12 protein-coding genes and 1 tRNA gene are annotated in these 16,427 nt (G+C 42.4%); 5 read left to right on the forward strand and 8 right to left on the reverse strand.

The genetic code is table 11. The features are described 5' to 3' along the window. Positions 1 to 119: 119 nt before the first annotated feature. The 7 genes from lpdA to sdhC all read right to left on the reverse strand — a co-directional run bounded on the left by lpdA (position 120) and on the right by sdhC (position 9,923). Positions 120 to 1,550 carry a dihydrolipoyl dehydrogenase gene (lpdA, locus tag LOZ91_RS01455; RefSeq protein WP_005096288.1) on the reverse strand — a complete coding sequence of 477 codons (1,431 nt, stop codon included), beginning with the start codon at positions 1,548 to 1,550 and terminating at the stop codon, positions 120 to 122. A 95-nt stretch (positions 1,551 to 1,645) separates the two neighbouring features. Continuing rightward, the gene (odhB, locus tag LOZ91_RS01460; RefSeq protein ID WP_074383084.1) at positions 1,646 to 2,860 is read right to left on the reverse strand and encodes a 2-oxoglutarate dehydrogenase complex dihydrolipoyllysine-residue succinyltransferase; all 1,215 of its coding nucleotides are present in this window, start codon (positions 2,858 to 2,860) and stop codon (positions 1,646 to 1,648) included. A gap of 18 nt (positions 2,861 to 2,878) precedes the next feature. Continuing rightward, positions 2,879 to 5,701 carry a 2-oxoglutarate dehydrogenase E1 component gene (locus LOZ91_RS01465; protein ID WP_074383181.1) on the reverse strand — a complete coding sequence of 941 codons (2,823 nt, stop codon included), beginning with the start codon at positions 5,699 to 5,701 and terminating at the stop codon, positions 2,879 to 2,881. Between the two features lie 822 nt (positions 5,702 to 6,523). Further along, on the reverse strand, positions 6,524 to 7,234 hold the full coding sequence (locus LOZ91_RS01470; RefSeq protein WP_005171970.1) for a succinate dehydrogenase iron-sulfur subunit: 711 nt from the start codon (positions 7,232 to 7,234) through the stop codon (positions 6,524 to 6,526). Positions 7,235 to 7,248: 14 nt separating this feature from the next. Continuing rightward, complete coding sequence (sdhA, locus tag LOZ91_RS01475) at positions 7,249 to 9,147, reverse strand: succinate dehydrogenase flavoprotein subunit (RefSeq protein ID WP_005171973.1); 1,899 nt, start codon at positions 9,145 to 9,147, stop codon at positions 7,249 to 7,251. Positions 9,148 to 9,159: 12 nt separating this feature from the next. Beyond that, positions 9,160 to 9,525: a succinate dehydrogenase, hydrophobic membrane anchor protein gene (gene sdhD, locus LOZ91_RS01480; RefSeq protein WP_005096282.1), complete on the reverse strand. Its 366-nt coding sequence runs from the start codon at positions 9,523 to 9,525 to the stop codon at positions 9,160 to 9,162. Then, positions 9,525 to 9,923 carry a succinate dehydrogenase, cytochrome b556 subunit gene (gene sdhC, locus LOZ91_RS01485; protein WP_074383085.1) on the reverse strand — a complete coding sequence of 133 codons (399 nt, stop codon included), beginning with the start codon at positions 9,921 to 9,923 and terminating at the stop codon, positions 9,525 to 9,527. The genes sdhD and sdhC overlap by 1 nt, the downstream gene beginning before the upstream one ends. Before the next feature lie 1,008 nt (positions 9,924 to 10,931). Between sdhC and gltA the strand changes: the two genes are divergently transcribed. The 3 genes from gltA to LOZ91_RS01500 all read left to right on the forward strand — a co-directional run bounded on the left by gltA (position 10,932) and on the right by LOZ91_RS01500 (position 14,859). Continuing rightward, positions 10,932 to 12,206 (forward strand): citrate synthase, encoded by a 1,275-nt coding sequence (gene gltA / locus LOZ91_RS01490; protein ID WP_005096279.1) that lies wholly within the window; start codon positions 10,932 to 10,934, stop codon positions 12,204 to 12,206. Between the two features lie 150 nt (positions 12,207 to 12,356). Next, a complete protein-coding gene (locus LOZ91_RS01495) occupies positions 12,357 to 12,860 on the forward strand; it encodes a hypothetical protein (protein ID WP_244782543.1) in 504 nt (167 codons plus the stop codon). Between the two features lie 373 nt (positions 12,861 to 13,233). Then, entirely contained in the window at positions 13,234 to 14,859 is a 1,626-nt protein-coding gene (locus LOZ91_RS01500; RefSeq protein ID WP_244782544.1) for an NAD+ synthase, read from the forward strand. A gap of 215 nt (positions 14,860 to 15,074) precedes the next feature. On the opposite strand, the gene LOZ91_RS01505 is transcribed toward LOZ91_RS01500, so the two are convergent. After that, positions 15,075 to 15,151: transfer RNA gene (locus LOZ91_RS01505), tRNA-Met, on the reverse strand. A 176-nt stretch (positions 15,152 to 15,327) separates the two neighbouring features. Here LOZ91_RS01505 and LOZ91_RS01510 point away from each other — a divergent pair. Together LOZ91_RS01510 and LOZ91_RS01515 are read left to right on the forward strand one after the other, a co-directional pair. Beyond that, positions 15,328 to 15,732 carry a hypothetical protein gene (locus LOZ91_RS01510; protein ID WP_005096274.1) on the forward strand — a complete coding sequence of 135 codons (405 nt, stop codon included), beginning with the start codon at positions 15,328 to 15,330 and terminating at the stop codon, positions 15,730 to 15,732. A gap of 240 nt (positions 15,733 to 15,972) precedes the next feature. Then, positions 15,973 to 16,413, forward strand: coding sequence for a universal stress protein (locus tag LOZ91_RS01515; protein ID WP_005096273.1), 441 nt, complete (start codon positions 15,973 to 15,975; stop codon positions 16,411 to 16,413). The last annotated feature ends 14 nt before the right edge of the window (positions 16,414 to 16,427 follow it).

Genomic DNA, 16,427 nt, shown 5'->3' on the forward strand with positions numbered 1-16,427 from the left:
CGTCCGTCAAAGCAGTACCAGCATTTCTTAAAATCGTTATCTTTATTTTTAGATGATTGTTCCCATAAAAACAACCATGAAATGTAAAAAGAGCGACCTAAGCCGCTCTTTTTTTAATTTTATTTACGTTTGCGTTGAATCGCATGAATCGCACGACCATCGACCGCAAGTGCAGCTTCGTGTACCACTTCAGAGAAAGTTGGATGACCAAAAGTCATCAACTGTAGATCTTCAACTGAAGATACAAACTCAAGTGCAATCATACCTTGGTGTACGATGTCAGACGCAGCAGGTCCAATCACGTGCATACCCAATAGACGATCTGTTTTCGCATCAGCAACAAACTTCACAAAACCAGCATTTTCGCCAGCAGCCATTGCACGGCCGTTTGCAGCAAAACCGAATTGACCGGTTTTCACTTCGTGACCTTTGTCTTTGGCTTGCTGTTCTGTTAAACCAACCCACGCCGCTTCCGGATGGGTATAGATGACAGAAATAATCGTGTCGTAGTTGACTTGAGCGGCATGACCGTGAATACGTTCAACGGCCATTACGCCTTCTTCCATGGCTTTATGCGCAAGCATAGGACCACGAACCAAGTCACCAATTGCGTATACGCCGTCCACAGACGTTGCACACCAATCGTTCACTTCAACCAGACCACGCTCAGTCAGTTTAATGCCGCAATCATCCGCCAATAAACCTTCAGCATAAGCACGACGGCCTACACATACGATTAACTTGTCGAAAGTTTGAGTCTTGTCTTCACCGCCCTGAGTGTACTTCACAGTCACTTCAGAACCGTTCACTTCAGTACCAGAAACTTTCGCACCAACGCGAATATCAAGACCTTGCTTAGTCAACAGTTTTTGGTAGTCTTTTGCCAAGGCTTTATCAGCCATTGGTAAGAATGCATCCATTGCTTCAAATACAACAACTTCAGCACCCAGACGACGCCAAACTGAACCTAATTCAAGACCGATAACGCCCGCACCAATTACGCCTAATCGTTTCGGTACTTCTTGGAATTCAAGTGCGCCAGTTGAGTCAACAATAATGTTTTGATCAACAGGTGCAGATGGGATATTGATTGGCACAGAACCAGTCGCAAGAATCACGTATTTTGGTTCTAAAATTTGAGTTTCGCCTTCATGAGAAACGAACTCAACTTTTTTACCGGCAAGTAATTTACCTGTACCTTTTAACCATTCGATGCCGTTGCCTTTCAGCAAGCCATCAATACCCATGGTCAATTGGTCAACGATTTTGTCTTTACGCGCTAAAAGTTTAGCAAGATCAAATTTCACTTCACCCGTGGTAATACCGTGATCATCTAGATGCTGCACTGTATCTTCGTAACGGTGAGAAGAATCAAGCAAAGCTTTAGACGGGATACAACCCACGTTTAAGCAGGTGCCACCTAAAGATGGCTTGCCTTTATGAATACGTTTTTCGATACACGCAACTTTGAAACCAAGTTGAGCTGCACGAATTGCTGCTTCGTAGCCGCCCGGGCCACCACCAATTACGACTAAATCGAATTGAGACATGTTTATCTCCAAATAATCCCCTTTAATCTCCCTTCAAAAGGGAGACCTAAGCCCTCTTTTTAAAAAGGGATTAGGGAAGATTCTTAATAAATAAATTACAGATCAAGGATAAGACGCGCTGGCTCTTCTAACAATTCTTTGATTGTTACAAGGAAACCGACTGCTTCTTTACCATCGATTAGACGGTGGTCATAAGACAATGCAAGGTACATCATAGGCAAGATTTCTACTTGACCATTCACTGCCATCGGACGTTCCTGGATTTTATGCATACCCAGAATCGCAGTTTGTGGCGTGTTCAAGATCGGAGTAGATAACAATGAACCGAAAGTACCACCATTGGTAATCGTGAATGTACCGCCAGTCATGTCTTCGATGCCTAATTTGCCATCACGCGCTTTCGCAGCGTATGCACGAATACCGTTTTCAACTTCGGCATAGTTCATGCGGTCTGTATCACGAAGTACAGGAACCACCAGACCACGCTCAGATGAAACTGCAACACCAATGTCATAGTAACCGTGATAAACAATGTCATCGCCATCGATTGATGCGTTCACTGCCGGATAGCGTTTTAGCGCTTCAGTTGCTGCTTTAACAAAGAATGACATGAAGCCAAGACGTGCTCCATGACGTTTTTCAAACACATCTTTGTATTGAGCACGCATTTCCATGATTGGTTTCATGTTCACTTCGTTGAACGTGGTCAACATTGCAGTTTCTTGAGTCGCTGCAAGTAAACGTTCAGCAACACGCTTACGAAGACGTGTCATTGGAACACGTTTTTCGATACGTTCGCCCACAGCAACGCTTAATGGCGCAGCAGCAGGAGCAGCTGGTTTCGCTTGGTGGTTTGCCACATCTTCTTTGGTGATGCGACCGCCACGACCTGTACCCGCAACATCAGCTGCTGCAACACCAGATTCAGTCAATGCTTTACGCACTGCTGGCGCTTGGTCTTGTACTTGCTGACGTTCAACGATTGGTGAATTACCTGCTTCAGTATTCGCCGCAGCTTGTTCAACTTTCTCTTCAGACTGAACTGCTTGAGTTTGAGCAGCGCCAGAAACAGCACCTTCTTCAAACTGTGCAATGACTTCAGCTGAAAGTACAGTGTCGCCTTCATTTTTAATGATAGAGGCAATTGTACCGTCTGCAGGAGCAACAACTTCTAAAACAACTTTATCAGTCTCAATATCACAGATCACTTCATCACGTGATACTGCTTCACCTGGTTGTTTGTGCCAAGTTGCGATCGTACCGTCCGCAACTGACTCTGGGAATACCGGTGCTTTAATTTCGGTTGCCATTACTTAGAATCTCCTGGATTATTCAGCGTCGATCGCAAGCGCGTCGTTGATGAGCTGAGCTTGTTGTTTTGCATGCAAATATGGTGAACCACAAGCCGGTGCAGCAGATGCTTCACGGCCAGCGTAGCTAATACGGACTTGTTTATCCGCTTTCATCACATCGTCATATAGACGCGGAGCGATGAACAACCAAGCACCTTGGTTTTTAGGCTCTTCTTGTGCCCAAACCAGTTCTTTCACATTTGGATATTGTGCAAGGACTTCTGTCAGGCGTTTTTCTGGGTATGGATATAATTGTTCAATACGCACAATCGCAGTATTGTTCAATTCTTTTTCACGACGTTTTTCAATCAGGTCGTAATACACCTTACCACCACACAGAACCAGACGGGTTACATCTGACTTGTTGATGTTGTCCACTTCATCAATCACGGTCTGGAAGCTACCGTTTGCAAGTTCTTCTAGCGTAGACGTTGCAAGTTTGTGACGAAGAAGAGACTTCGGTGAAGTCACGATCAATGGCTTACGGATTGGACGAATCGCTTGACGACGTAAAGCATGATAAATCTGTGCAGGTGTGGTCGGTGTGATCACTTGCATGTTGTCTTCAGCACATAGCTGTAAGAAACGCTCTAAACGTGCAGATGAATGTTCCGGACCCTGACCTTCAAAACCGTGTGGAAGAAGCATGGTCAAACCACAGACACGTTCCCATTTGGTTTCACCAGACGAGATGAACTGGTCAATCACAACCTGTGCACAGTTCGCGAAGTCACCGAATTGCGCTTCCCAAATGATCAAGCTCTTAGGAAGAGTCGTCGCATAACCATATTCAAATGCCAATACCGCCATTTCTGACAACAATGAGTCATAGATTGCAGTACGCGGCTGGTTTTCTTTCAGGTTACACAGCGGAAGATAAGTTGAACCATCGACCTGGTTATGCAATTTTGCATGACGGTGCGAGAAGGTACCACGACCTACGTCTTCACCGGTTAAACGAAGCAAGTAACCATCATCTAGTACAGTTGCATACGCCAGAGTTTCAGCAGCACCCCAGTTCAGTGGCATTTCACCCGTTTGCATTTTCAGACGGTCATCGATCACTTTCGCAACCTGACGCTGCATCACGAAGCCTTCAGGAAGTTCGCGCATTTTCGCGCCAAGTTCTTTTAGACGCTCGATCGGGAAAGTCGTATCCCATTCGTCTGTGTAGTCATGACCCAAGTAAGGCGTCCAGTCCACAAACATTTTCTTGTTCGGTTCAAGTACCAGCGCATTGGCAACGTGATTACCCGCTTCCAGATCTGCACGGTAATTTTCAACCATTTGATCTGCATTTGCACGATCAAGAACACCCTGTTGTACCAGTTGATCCGCATAAAGCGTACGCGTGGTCGCTTTCTTGCTAATCACTTGATACATCATTGGTTGAGTTGCAGCTGGCTCATCCGCTTCGTTATGACCACGACGACGGTAGCAGAACATGTCAATCACAACGTCTTTACGGAAAGTATGACGGAAGTCATGTGCCAATTGTGAAATGAACACCACAGCTTCAGGATCATCCCCATTGACATGGAAGATCGGCGCCTGAATCATTTTCGCGATATCAGTACAGTATTCTGTAGAACGCGCATCACGTGGATCAGAAGTGGTGAAACCCACCTGGTTATTAATCACAATGTGCACTGTACCACCCACGGTATAACCGCGAGTTTGTGACATCTGGAAAGTTTCCTGGTTGACGCCCTGACCTGCAAATGCAGCATCACCATGTACGATTAATGGCAATACGTCATCGCCGCCAATGTCTTTACGACGTACTTGACGTGCACGTACCGAACCCTCAACCACAGGGCCAACGATTTCCAAATGTGACGGGTTAAACGCCAATGCCAAGTGAACTTCGCCACCTTGGGTCATCACGTTTGAAGAGAAGCCTTGATGGTACTTAACGTCACCAGAACCTTTCTTGTGAATCGATTTACCTTCAAACTCACCAAACAGGTCAGCCGGGTTTTTACCCATGATGTTAACCAGAAGGTTTAAACGGCCACGGTGAGGCATACCGATTACAACTTCTTTACAGCCAACAGAACCTGCACGCTGAATAATTTCGTTAACCATCGGGATGAATGATTCACCCCCTTCAACGCCAAAACGTTTTGCGCCAACAAACTTATTACCTAGATATTTTTCCAGGCCTTCAGCTGCGGTTAAACGTTCAAGGACATGTTTCTTTTGTTCAGCATTAAAACCATATTGACCGCGTGCACTTTCCAGACGTTGTTGAATCCAACGTTTCTCTTTGGTGTCCACGATGTGCATGTATTCAGCACCGATTGAACCACAGTAAGTGGCTTCCATTGCCTGAACCATCTCAGCCAAAGTCGCTTCTTCTTTACCGATCGCCAGGTTGCCAGTATTGAATACCGTATCTAGGTCCGACTGAGTTAAACCATGCGCAGCAAGATCTAGATCAGGCACAACTTCACGTTTCGCCAAACCTAATGGATCCAGTTTTGCTTTCTGGTGACCACGATTACGGTATGCAGCAATCAGCTGTAACACGCCAATTTGGCGACGTTCATGCTCTGAGCTGACAGTTGATTGAACAACAGGCTGAATACGGCTTGAATTACGACCTAAAAGTAGGAATTGCTCACGTACATTACTGTGTGGTTGATCACCTTTTGGGAATTTACCGAAGTATTCTTGCCAGTCAGCACCTACTGAATCCGGAGCCGTCAAATACTGCTCATAAAGTTCTTCAATATACGCTGCACTATCAGCGCTAAGTTCAGTGTCAAGACGCAGAGCGTCAGCAACTTCTTGCATTTGTGGACCCATTTCCTATTGCAAAAACATTTTCAGGATGCTTTTTAAGCAAAACCCAGGATTATTAGCGTCAGATTGGTAATATGACACTAGTCCCCCATAAGGCATAAGCCATGAGGCGTTATCACCACACCAAGAAAATCTTGATATGTTTAATGAACAATAACACCCCTCAGCGGTATCATTACTCATTGAATACCCGATCGAAACCGGGCAATTTTTTGCAAATCGACTTAGAAAAAAACAAGTAGGAACAAAGATTTTTTCTAAAGCGACTCAAGCCTACCTTTATATACCAGTCCCTGGTTATGCAATGTTTAAAAAATGTACCTGAAATGGCATTTTCTAAAGATAGTCATAGGCTAAATGCTAACATGTTCTCAAGTTTTCAATTGATTTTTTTGACACATACCTTTCATAAATTGGCTAAATACAGTTCAGATATTTTACTCTAACCTATGGTGCTTTATCTCAAAAATAGATTCAATGTAGACTTAAGTCCTAAGCATTTCCGATAAATAAAAAGAGAGCAAACCTTTCAATCCACTCCCTCCTTAAATTTCCGTTATATAATAACATCGTTCTTGTTATTTTTCAGGTCAGTTTTACAGCTAAAAATCATAAATACCCCAAATAATTACATGTTCTTGTTCTATGGCACTTAACATCACCCGTCATTTCCTGACTACCTGACTCAACTTTATACATTTTAAGTATAGTATCTTTATTTTTATCCGATGATTTTTTATTTTGCTTCAATGGTTTGCACAAAAAAAGCACACCTTGTGGTGTGCTTTTTTCCAAACTGCTATCAGCAGCCTATTAACCTGCCATATCTAAAAGCATATTACGGATGTGACCGATTGCTTTAGTTGGGTTCAAACCTTTAGGACACACAGATACACAGTTCATGATGCCTTTACAACGGAACAATGAGAATGGATCGTCAAGACGAGCCAAACGCTCTTGTGTTCCAGTATCACGCGAGTCAATGATGAAGCGGTAAGCGTTCAACAATGCTGAAGGACCTAGGAACTTGTCCGGATTCCACCAGAATGACGGGCATGAGGTTGAACAACATGCACATAGAATACATTCATACAGACCATCAAGATGCTCACGCTCTTCAGGAGACTGTAAACGTTCCTTTGGAGGCGCAGGCTGGTTGTTGATCAAGAATGGATGGATCTTGTTGTACTGATCGTAGAACTGGTTCATGTCAACCACCAGATCTTTCACTACAGGAAGACCAGGCAATGGACGAACAGTAATTTCATTTGGTAAATCGTTCAGGTTCCAAAGACACGCCAAACCATTTTTACCATTGATGTTTACACCATCAGAACCACAAATACCTTCACGACATGAACGACGGAACGTTAAAGATTCGTCTTGTACTTTTAATGCTAGAAGTGCATCAAGCAACATACGGTGCTTGTCAGTCAATTCCAGTTTAAAAGTCTGCATGTACGGTGCTTTATCCTTGTCAGGATCATAGCGGTAGATATGAAATGTACGAGTACCTCTACTCATCTGAATTCTCCTGATTAGAATGTACGTGGTTTAGGTGGAATCGCGTCAACCGACAATGGACGGTAACGAACTGGCTTGTACTCAAGACGGTTGTCCACAGAGAACCATAATGTGTGCTTCATCCACTCATCATCACGACGACCATATGGATAATCCGCATGATCCGGTGACAATTCGAAATCTACCACAGTATGCGCACCACGACATTCTTTACGCGCAGCAGCTGAAATTAAGGTCGCTTTTGCAACTTCATACAAGTTTTCAACTTCTAATGCTTCAACACGTGCAGTGTTAAATACTTTAGATTTGTCTTTCAAATGAATATTACGAACACGTGGCTCAATTGCAAGAATCTGCTTTACACCTTCCTCAAGTAGTGCCGATGTACGGAATACACCTGCATGATCTTGAACGATGTCACGAATCGCATCTGCAACTTCCTGAGCATTCTCACCTGTTGTGGATTCGTCAAGTTTACGAATACGCGCAACCGTTTGCTCAAGTACAGTTGTTGGTAGTGGCTCGTACTCATCACCGTGATGCTTAGTCACATAATCGATGATGTGTTTACCCGCAGCCTTACCAAATACCACCAAGTCAAGCAGTGAGTTGGTACCTAAACGGTTGGCACCATGTACAGATACACATGAACATTCACCAATTGCATAGAAACCTTTCACTGGCTTAGTGAAATCACGTTCGGCTGCATTGGTCGAATAAACATCGGTATCCTTGTTGTAATGTGCCGCCAGCGCTTCAGTTTCGCGTGACTCAGGCACAACAACCTGACCATGAATATTGGTTGGAATACCACCCATTTGGTAATGGATTGTTGGTACTACTGGAATTGGTTCTTTGGTGATATCCACGTTCGCGAATTTCTTGCCAATCTCGAATACCGATGGCAGACGCTTCATGATCGTATCCGCACCTAAATGCGTCATATCAAGCAGGATATAGTCACCTTTAGGACCACAACCACGACCTTCTTTGATTTCTTGGTCCATAGAACGTGATACGAAGTCACGTGGCGCCAAGTCTTTCAAAGTTGGAGCATAACGCTCCATGAACGGTTCGCCATCTTTGTTACGAAGGATTGCACCTTCACCACGACAGCCTTCAGTCAACAATACACCTGCACCCGCAACACCCGTAGGGTGGAACTGCCAGAATTCCATATCTTGCAATGGAATACCTGCACGCGCCGCCATGCCAAGACCGTCACCAGTATTGATATAGGCATTGGTAGATGCACGGTAAACACGACCCGCACCACCGGTAGCAAACAATGTGGCTTTACCTTGGAATACAGCAATTTTACCAGTTTCCTGGTCAATTGCAGTGACACCAAGTACGTCGCCTGCTTCGTTACGGATCAAATCAAGTGCGATCCATTCTACGAAGAATTGTGTACCCATTTTCACGTTGCTTTGATAAAGCGTGTGAAGAAGTGCGTGACCTGTACGGTCGGCAGCAGCACATGCACGTGGCACCGCTTTTTCACCGTAGTTCGCAGAGTGGCCACCGAATGGACGCTGGTAAATTGTACCATCAGCGTTACGGTCAAATGGCATACCCAAGTGTTCTAATTCGTATACCACTTGAGGTGCTTCACGCGTCATAAATTCGATTGCGTCTTGGTCACCTAACCAGTCCGAACCTTTTACTGTGTCGTAGAAATGGTAGTGCCAGTTATCTTCTTGCATATTACCAAGAGATGCACCAATACCACCCTGCGCTGCCACAGTGTGAGAACGGGTTGGGAAAACTTTGGTCAGTACCGCAACTTTCAAACCAGCTTGAGCAAGTTGGTAAGATGCACGCATACCTGAACCACCACCACCCACGATGACTGCATCGAAGGTTTCGTGTGGAATATTTGTGTAATCTTCTTTAGGGTTTATAGCGCCCATGATTGTTTCCTATCAATTCGCCCAAAAAATCTGGATCGCCCAGATTGCATATGCCAACACAGCAATAATCACTGCTGAAGTCAGTACAATACGCAAACCATTCGCCGAAGGACCCATTTGACGAGTCGTCACATAGTCTGTGAAAACTTGCCACATACCAATCCAAGCGTGTGCAACAAGAGATAAGACTGACAATAAAGATAGAATCTTCATTGGAGTTGTCATCATGAAGCCATACCATTGTTCATAGCTGAATCCACTGTTACACAGGATCCAACCCAAAATAACAACGGTATAAACAGCCAAAATAACAGCACTAACACGTTGGAGAAACCAATCGCGAGAACCTGAACCTGTTAAACCAGTAGCGCTTTTCATTAGAGTACGATCCATACAAATGCTGCAACAATACCGATTGCAGACAAGATTAATGCGATAGTAGATGCGACACGGCCACTTTCTAATTCTTCAGCAACGCCAATGTCAGCAAGTAAATGCTTAACACCCGCAATAAAGTGAAAAATCAAGCCGGCGACAAATACCCATACAATGAAGCGAACAATGAAACCATTCATGATTTCTTGAACTTGCGCAAAACCTTCAGGTGAAGACAGTGATTTGTCTAAAATCCAGAGAAGGACCGGTACGAGTAAGAATACGATAACACCTGAAAGACGGTGTAGAATTGATGCAATAGCCACGGGCGATTTTAAGTTTACTTCTAAAACTTGACCCATGGACAAATTGACAGGTCTGTTGCTTTTCACAGCGGGCATCCTGTAAGTAAAAACTCCATCCGGAGTTTGTTGGAATTAATTCGAAGGAAAGCTGGCATTCTTAGGCAAATACATGCCTAAAATCAAAACGACACTGAATTATAAAACGTCAACTATTAAAACACAAACAGATGGATTTGGCTTTTTCAAGAAAAACCCTTTAAATAAGAATCATTAACAACAACATATGAGGTTCTTTAGTGACTAAGAATCCACTAACTTTCATCTATATAATTGTTTTTAAATAATTAACTTGATCAATTTACTCTGTTATTCTTTTTAAAGCCAATTACCGCTATTTAGACTAAAGATGCACAGTTGCAGCACAAATCTTATTTAAAATCTCGATTTAATTTAAATGGAAATCAAGCTCATACAGGTAGTGCAGCAGTTATTAAGATGGGTCTGCTTTCAGGTATAATTATAACCTGAGCTTAAAGAGTCACTTAGACTGCACTCGATGATGGATTTTTTGATCGCTTTAGAGGATTTGGATTCGAAAAATCACTCATTTATTTTTAGACTGGGGACCTTTGCTACAAAGTTGGCCATTTATTAAGCTATTTTTTAATCAATTGAATCAAGTCAAAAATTTAATTAATTGCTTTTATTTATAATTCTGCATGTGCAAAGGAAATGAGTAAAAACCATGTAAGTTATGAGATTTATATAGTTTTAACAACTCCCAATAAGATCAGCGATACTTTTTCGCAGCATTTCTTAGTCTGAAAAAATGCTTACAAATAATTCAGGCCCTCTATTTTTTTCTGCACCTCTGTTTAAATTTGACTTATTATAGAGGTTTGATGCTGTGATTTTACTGAACTTTTTATACCAAGATGGTGTGACTAAGCCGCTGTGCAAGCGTCATTTTTTCATCCATAAGTATAATTGACAAAATTTCAGTACTCACTAATCTTATAGCAAATTTTTGATCCATCCGTTTTGTGCATTAAAAGATTGATAGACAACTCGGATATACATTCACCAGGACAGGAGATCTATTGAATGTCTGAAGCAACTGGCAAGAAAGCCGTTTTACAGCTTGATGGCAAAGAAATTGAACTACCAATTTACAGCGGCACATTGGGCCCAGATGTAATCGACGTTAAAGATGTGTTGGCTGCAGGTCACTTTACTTTTGATCCTGGTTTTATGGCAACAGCGGCGTGCGAGTCTAAAATCACCTTCATCGACGGTAACAAAGGTGTACTTTTACACCGTGGCTACCCAATTGATCAATTGGCGACTAAAGCTGATTACCTAGAAACTTGCTATTTACTTCTTAATGGCGAACTTCCGACTGCTGAGCAAAAAGAAGAATTCGACGCTAAAGTACGTAACCACACAATGGTTCACGACCAAGTTAGCCGCTTCTATAACGGTTTCCGTCGTGATGCGCATCCTATGGCGATTATGGTGGGTGTTGTTGGTGCGTTATCTGCGTTCTACCACAACAATCTGGACATCGAAAATGTTGATCACCGTGAAATCACAGCGATCCGTTTAATTGCGAAGATCCCTACTTTAGCGGCTTGGAGCTACAAGTACACAATCGGTCAACCGTTTGTTTACCCACGTAACGACTTGAACTACGCTGAAAACTTCCTTCACATGATGTTCGCGACTCCTGCTGATCGTGATTATAAAGTTGATCCGATTCTTGCAAAAGCAATGGATCGTATCTTCACGCTTCATGCTGACCATGAACAAAATGCCTCTACGTCTACAGTACGTTTAGCTGGTTCTACTGGTGCTAACCCGTATGCATGTATTGCTGCTGGTATCTCGGCACTTTGGGGCCCTGCTCATGGCGGCGCGAACGAAGCTGTTCTTAAGATGCTTGATGAAATCGGCTCTGTAGAAAACGTTGCTGGCTTCATGGAAAAAGTGAAGACTAAAGAAGTTAAACTGATGGGCTTCGGTCACCGAGTTTACAAAAACTTCGATCCACGCGCGAAAGTCATGAAAGAAACTTGTGACGAAGTTCTTGGTGCGCTTGGCATCAACGATCCACAACTTGCTTTGGCTATGGAACTTGAACGTATTGCGCTTTCTGACGAATACTTCATCAAACGTAACCTATACCCGAACGTAGACTTCTACTCAGGTATCATCCTTAAAGCGATTGGTATCCCGACAGAAATGTTTACTGTGATCTTCGCGCTTGCACGTACTGTTGGCTGGATCAGCCACTGGTTAGAAATGCACAGCGGTCCTTACAAGATCGGTCGTCCTCGTCAGCTTTATACTGGTGAAGTTCAACGCGATATCGCTCGTTAATTCGAACGGCGTTGCAAGACAGAAAACCACCCTTTGGGGTGGTTTTTTTAGTGCTGACAAAATCCTACATATAGCCTCTTTAATCCCTTTTAAAATGCATGAACCTCGACCATATTCATAGATTGAAAACTTGAACAGGATCTGTGCTTGATGTTGTTGTATGCCCTACCGTTTATTTTAAGATTCATCCGTTTTGAACAGTTTAAGTGCCGTAACTTAACGGCCGGTGAAATCAGAATCTGTCAGCAGGTATTTGGCAATCTGATTGACTATTCGGCAGTCAGAATCATGAATCACCCTTATTTACCCTGGCAATCCAGCCATGTGATTATGGCGCCCAGTGGTTATATCCATGCACGAAATTTAAATTATCGGGAAGACTATTCATGTGAAAGCTTGGCCTATCAGGCACTGTTTATTCATGAGATGACCCATATTTATCAATACCAACAGCAGATTAATGTGGTTTTAAAGGGCGCATTTCTACAAAGTGCTTATTTTTTAAGCTTAGGGAAATATAATCCTTACAAATATCAATTTAATCCCAACAAATCATTTTCACAGTATAATATTGAACAACAAGGTGATATTGCCCGAGATATTTTTCTTAAAAAAATACCCAATATTATTTTAGATAGTCAAACAATCAATTGATATATAATAATTTTTATTCAAAATATCATCTTGATTTGGCATTTTGAAAATCAAGACCATGAATAAATGATTTAAATCCTGAGATTTATTCATGTGCAGAAAATCTACATATTCTTTATTTTTGGATAATAACTTTTCATTTCAACATTCATTCTCGCAAAACAGCTCTAGCTTCTGGATTAAATTTCGATAAAATAACCCAAGTATGATATTTTAGCTCGCAGATCAAGATTTAACGATCATGTGATAAAGACGTTTTTTCTTTTGCCATTTGGCATTTTTTTTAAGTATCAAAATGCACTCAGCTGGATAATTAGAATTATAAAAATCAGTGATTTAGTGTATTAACCTATAGGAATAGGATTTAATTGGAATGAAAAGTTTTAAAATTGCGCTTGCTCAGTTCTCTCCACATGTGGGCAATTTGGATGCAAATACTCAAAAAATGATTGATCAGGCCAATCAGGCTAAAAAAGATAAGGCTGATCTGATTATCTTCCCTGAGCTTGCAATCTTGGGCTACCCTGCAGAAGATCTATTAATTCGTCCAAGTCTGGCCAAACGCACCAAAGCTGCTTTTGAAAAACTGACTGAAGTCAAAGATATTGTGATGGTCTTCGGTTTTGTAAATCAAACTGAAGATGGCCAGCGTTATAACTCAGCAGCCGTCATGAAAGATGGTGAGGTGCTGGGTATTTATAACAAACAGGTGTTGCCAAACTATGGTGTATTTGATGAAAAGCGTTATTTCGGTGAAGGTCATCAACATCTGGTATTTGAATATCTCGGACACAAATTTGGTGTGCTGATTTGTGAAGACGCATGGTCTTTAGCTACTGTACAGCAGCTGGCAAAACTCAATATCGAAACTGCTCTGGTACTGAATGCCTCTCCATATGAAGTGGGTAAACCACAACACCGTATTGAGACCATGGCAGCTCTGGTGAAACAGCTGAATATCAATCTGGTCTATTGTAACCAGGTCGGTGGTCAGGATGATCTGATCTTTGACGGTACCAGCTTTGTGTTAAATAAATCTGGCGAAGTCGCGCTACAGGCCCCAAGTTTCCAGGAAAGCCTTTCTATCGCAGAATATGATGCTGAACAGCTTCAATTTAGCAAAGGTACAATTACACCTGCGCTGGACACCATGGCTGAGATCTATCAGAGCCTGGTGATGGCAACCCGTGATTATGTACAGCGTTCTGGCTTCCCCGGCGTGATTCTGGGCCTATCGGGTGGGATCGATTCTGCCCTGACCCTTGCGATTGCTGCAGATGCCATTGGTGCAGACAAAGTTCAGGCGGTCATGATGCCTTATACCTATACCGCGCAAATCAGCGTAGAAGATGCGGCTGAACAAGCAAAAAATATGGGTGTAACTTTTGGTATTGCCGAAATCAATCCGGTAGTAAACGGCTTTATGCAGGTACTCTTCCCGTTCTTTGGAAGCGCCCCGGCAGATGCGACTGAGGAAAACCTGCAAGCACGTTCGCGTGGCACCTTATTAATGGCGCTTTCCAACAAGTTCGGCAATCTGGTGCTTGCGACCGGAAATAAATCTGAACTGGCTGTGGGTTATTGCACGCTGTATGGTGATATGGTCGGTGGCTATGCCGTCTTGAAAGATGTGTACAAAACCATTGTGTTTGAACTGGCGAAATATCGTAACAGTATTTCAGAAACACCCGTGATTCCAGAACGTGTTATTACTCGTCCACCATCAGCAGAACTGCGTCCAGATCAGGTCGATCAAGACTCTTTACCTTCGTATGACATTCTGGATGCCATCCTGTATTCATACATCGAAGAAGACATGAGTCAAGACGATATTATTGACAAAGGTTTTGATGCCGAGGTGGTGAAAAAAGTCATCCGTCTGGTCGACATGAATGAATACAAGCGCCGCCAAGGTGCAATTGGACCACGAATCAGTTCACGTTCTTATGGGCGCGAACGTCGTTATCCAATCGTCAATGGCTGGAAAGCTGGTAACTAAGCCCTTTTCTTAGTCATTTAAATCGAATCGCCTGAGTGAATACTGGGGCGATTTTTTTATATCAACGCTAAAAGTAGAAAATTAATCAACGATCACAGAAAAATTATTTTGGAGATATCTGAAAATTTACTGGATGCTTCAAATAATTTTTATCATGCGCCATACTTTTTAAAAGACAAAAAAAGAGACCAAGCTGAGAGCTTGGTCTTTTAAAATGGTGGCTATGACGAGACTTGAACTTGTGACCCCCGCATTATGAGTGCGGTGCTCTAACCAACTGAGCTACATAGCCGTAAACTGTGTGCGCATTATCGTAATTTCAGGTGCTATCGTCAAGCATTTTAAAACACAAATGTTCAGTCTTTATGCAAATGAAGAATAAACTCTTAAACTTTAAACAATATTAGATTTTTTATTTGGTATTTCACATATTCTTATGAAGAACTTTAATGCTTGGAGCTTTCACCGATGTACAAAATTAACATACTGATTCTTTTGCTCAGCACTTTAGCAATCACCGCCTGCCAAGTGATTTCTCCTATTTTTGTCAACTACAATGGAGTACGTCGCGATGTGGCACAGTGGATTAATCATCAACAATTCATGAGCATGCAACAGAAACGCACCTTGGCGCAATTAAGTCGGGCTCAACAGCAAATCAAGCGTTATCCGGAATATGATCAGACTCAACGACTGGCCATTGCCAAAGAAAATCAGATTGCATTCTATTGTGCACGTTTGCATGTGAACGAACATAAAATCCAGCAACTGCAACAACAAATTTTCGCACCTGAGACGCATTCGATTTTAAATCAATATGAACAACTGGCACCACAAATCAAATTGGACCCGGCATCCATTCAATGTGATTGACAATCAGCTTGAATATTTCTATAAATCCATATAATTCAATTATTTAAAATCAATAAACCATGAAACTTAAAACTCAGAAACCTGCGTTTAACTGTTTAATCTATTAGACATTATACCTATGTATTTACTTGGTTTTATTTTTATACAATACAGGCTATGATCAAAGTATAAACAACTATTCGTACTCGGTTTAACGCGTCATCATTTTTATAACACTTAATTCCCAACAGGAGAATTCTAATGCCTTTTGAACATATTTTAGTTCCTATTGACGGTTCGGAAACATCTTATGCTGCCGTTGATAAAGCAGTCGAAGTTGCCAAAGCATTTAACAGTAAAGTGACAGTGGTACAGGTACTGACACTCGACCCTTATATTGCTGCGGAATATATCTCTGCAGCGCAAACCAACGACCTGATTGAACGTGCCCGCACCTCGATCTTAAAAACTCTGGATGAAGCTAAAGCAAAATTCTCTGGTGCAGGTGTTGAAGTAGATACCCAGCTACTTGAAGGCCAGGTGATTTATAGCGAGATTGTCAAAGCAGCGAAAGATTTAAATTCTGACCTGATCATAATTGGTTCACATGGCCGTACTGGCTTCAAGAAACTGTTCCTGGGCAGCGTAGCTCAAAGCATTCTAGGTCAGGCCGATATTCCAGTGATGGTTATTCGCAAGTAATCCGTGCATCAAAC

The organism is Acinetobacter sp. F-1 (genome assembly GCF_022869025.1).
GTDB lineage: Bacteria > Pseudomonadota > Gammaproteobacteria > Pseudomonadales > Moraxellaceae > Acinetobacter > Acinetobacter pseudolwoffii.

What these genes read in the sequence shown, in the direction of transcription:
- lpdA (WP_005096288.1), bottom strand. Translation starts at nt 1,550, where the DNA reads ATGTCTCAATTCGATTTAGTCGTAATTGGTGGTGGCCCGGGCGGCTAC.
- odhB (WP_074383084.1), bottom strand. Translation starts at nt 2,860, where the DNA reads ATGGCAACCGAAATTAAAGCACCGGTATTCCCAGAGTCAGTTGCGGAC.
- LOZ91_RS01465 (WP_074383181.1), bottom strand. Translation starts at nt 5,701, where the DNA reads ATGCAAGAAGTTGCTGACGCTCTGCGTCTTGACACTGAACTTAGCGCT.
- LOZ91_RS01470 (WP_005171970.1), bottom strand. Translation starts at nt 7,234, where the DNA reads ATGAGTAGAGGTACTCGTACATTTCATATCTACCGCTATGATCCTGAC.
- sdhA (WP_005171973.1), bottom strand. Translation starts at nt 9,147, where the DNA reads ATGGGCGCTATAAACCCTAAAGAAGATTACACAAATATTCCACACGAA.
- sdhD (WP_005096282.1), bottom strand. Translation starts at nt 9,525, where the DNA reads ATGAAAAGCGCTACTGGTTTAACAGGTTCAGGTTCTCGCGATTGGTTT.
- sdhC (WP_074383085.1), bottom strand. Translation starts at nt 9,923, where the DNA reads ATGCCCGCTGTGAAAAGCAACAGACCTGTCAATTTGTCCATGGGTCAA.
- gltA (WP_005096279.1), top strand. Translation starts at nt 10,932, where the DNA reads ATGTCTGAAGCAACTGGCAAGAAAGCCGTTTTACAGCTTGATGGCAAA.
- LOZ91_RS01495 (WP_244782543.1), top strand. Translation starts at nt 12,357, where the DNA reads ATGTTGTTGTATGCCCTACCGTTTATTTTAAGATTCATCCGTTTTGAA.
- LOZ91_RS01500 (WP_244782544.1), top strand. Translation starts at nt 13,234, where the DNA reads ATGAAAAGTTTTAAAATTGCGCTTGCTCAGTTCTCTCCACATGTGGGC.
- LOZ91_RS01510 (WP_005096274.1), top strand. Translation starts at nt 15,328, where the DNA reads ATGTACAAAATTAACATACTGATTCTTTTGCTCAGCACTTTAGCAATC.
- LOZ91_RS01515 (WP_005096273.1), top strand. Translation starts at nt 15,973, where the DNA reads ATGCCTTTTGAACATATTTTAGTTCCTATTGACGGTTCGGAAACATCT.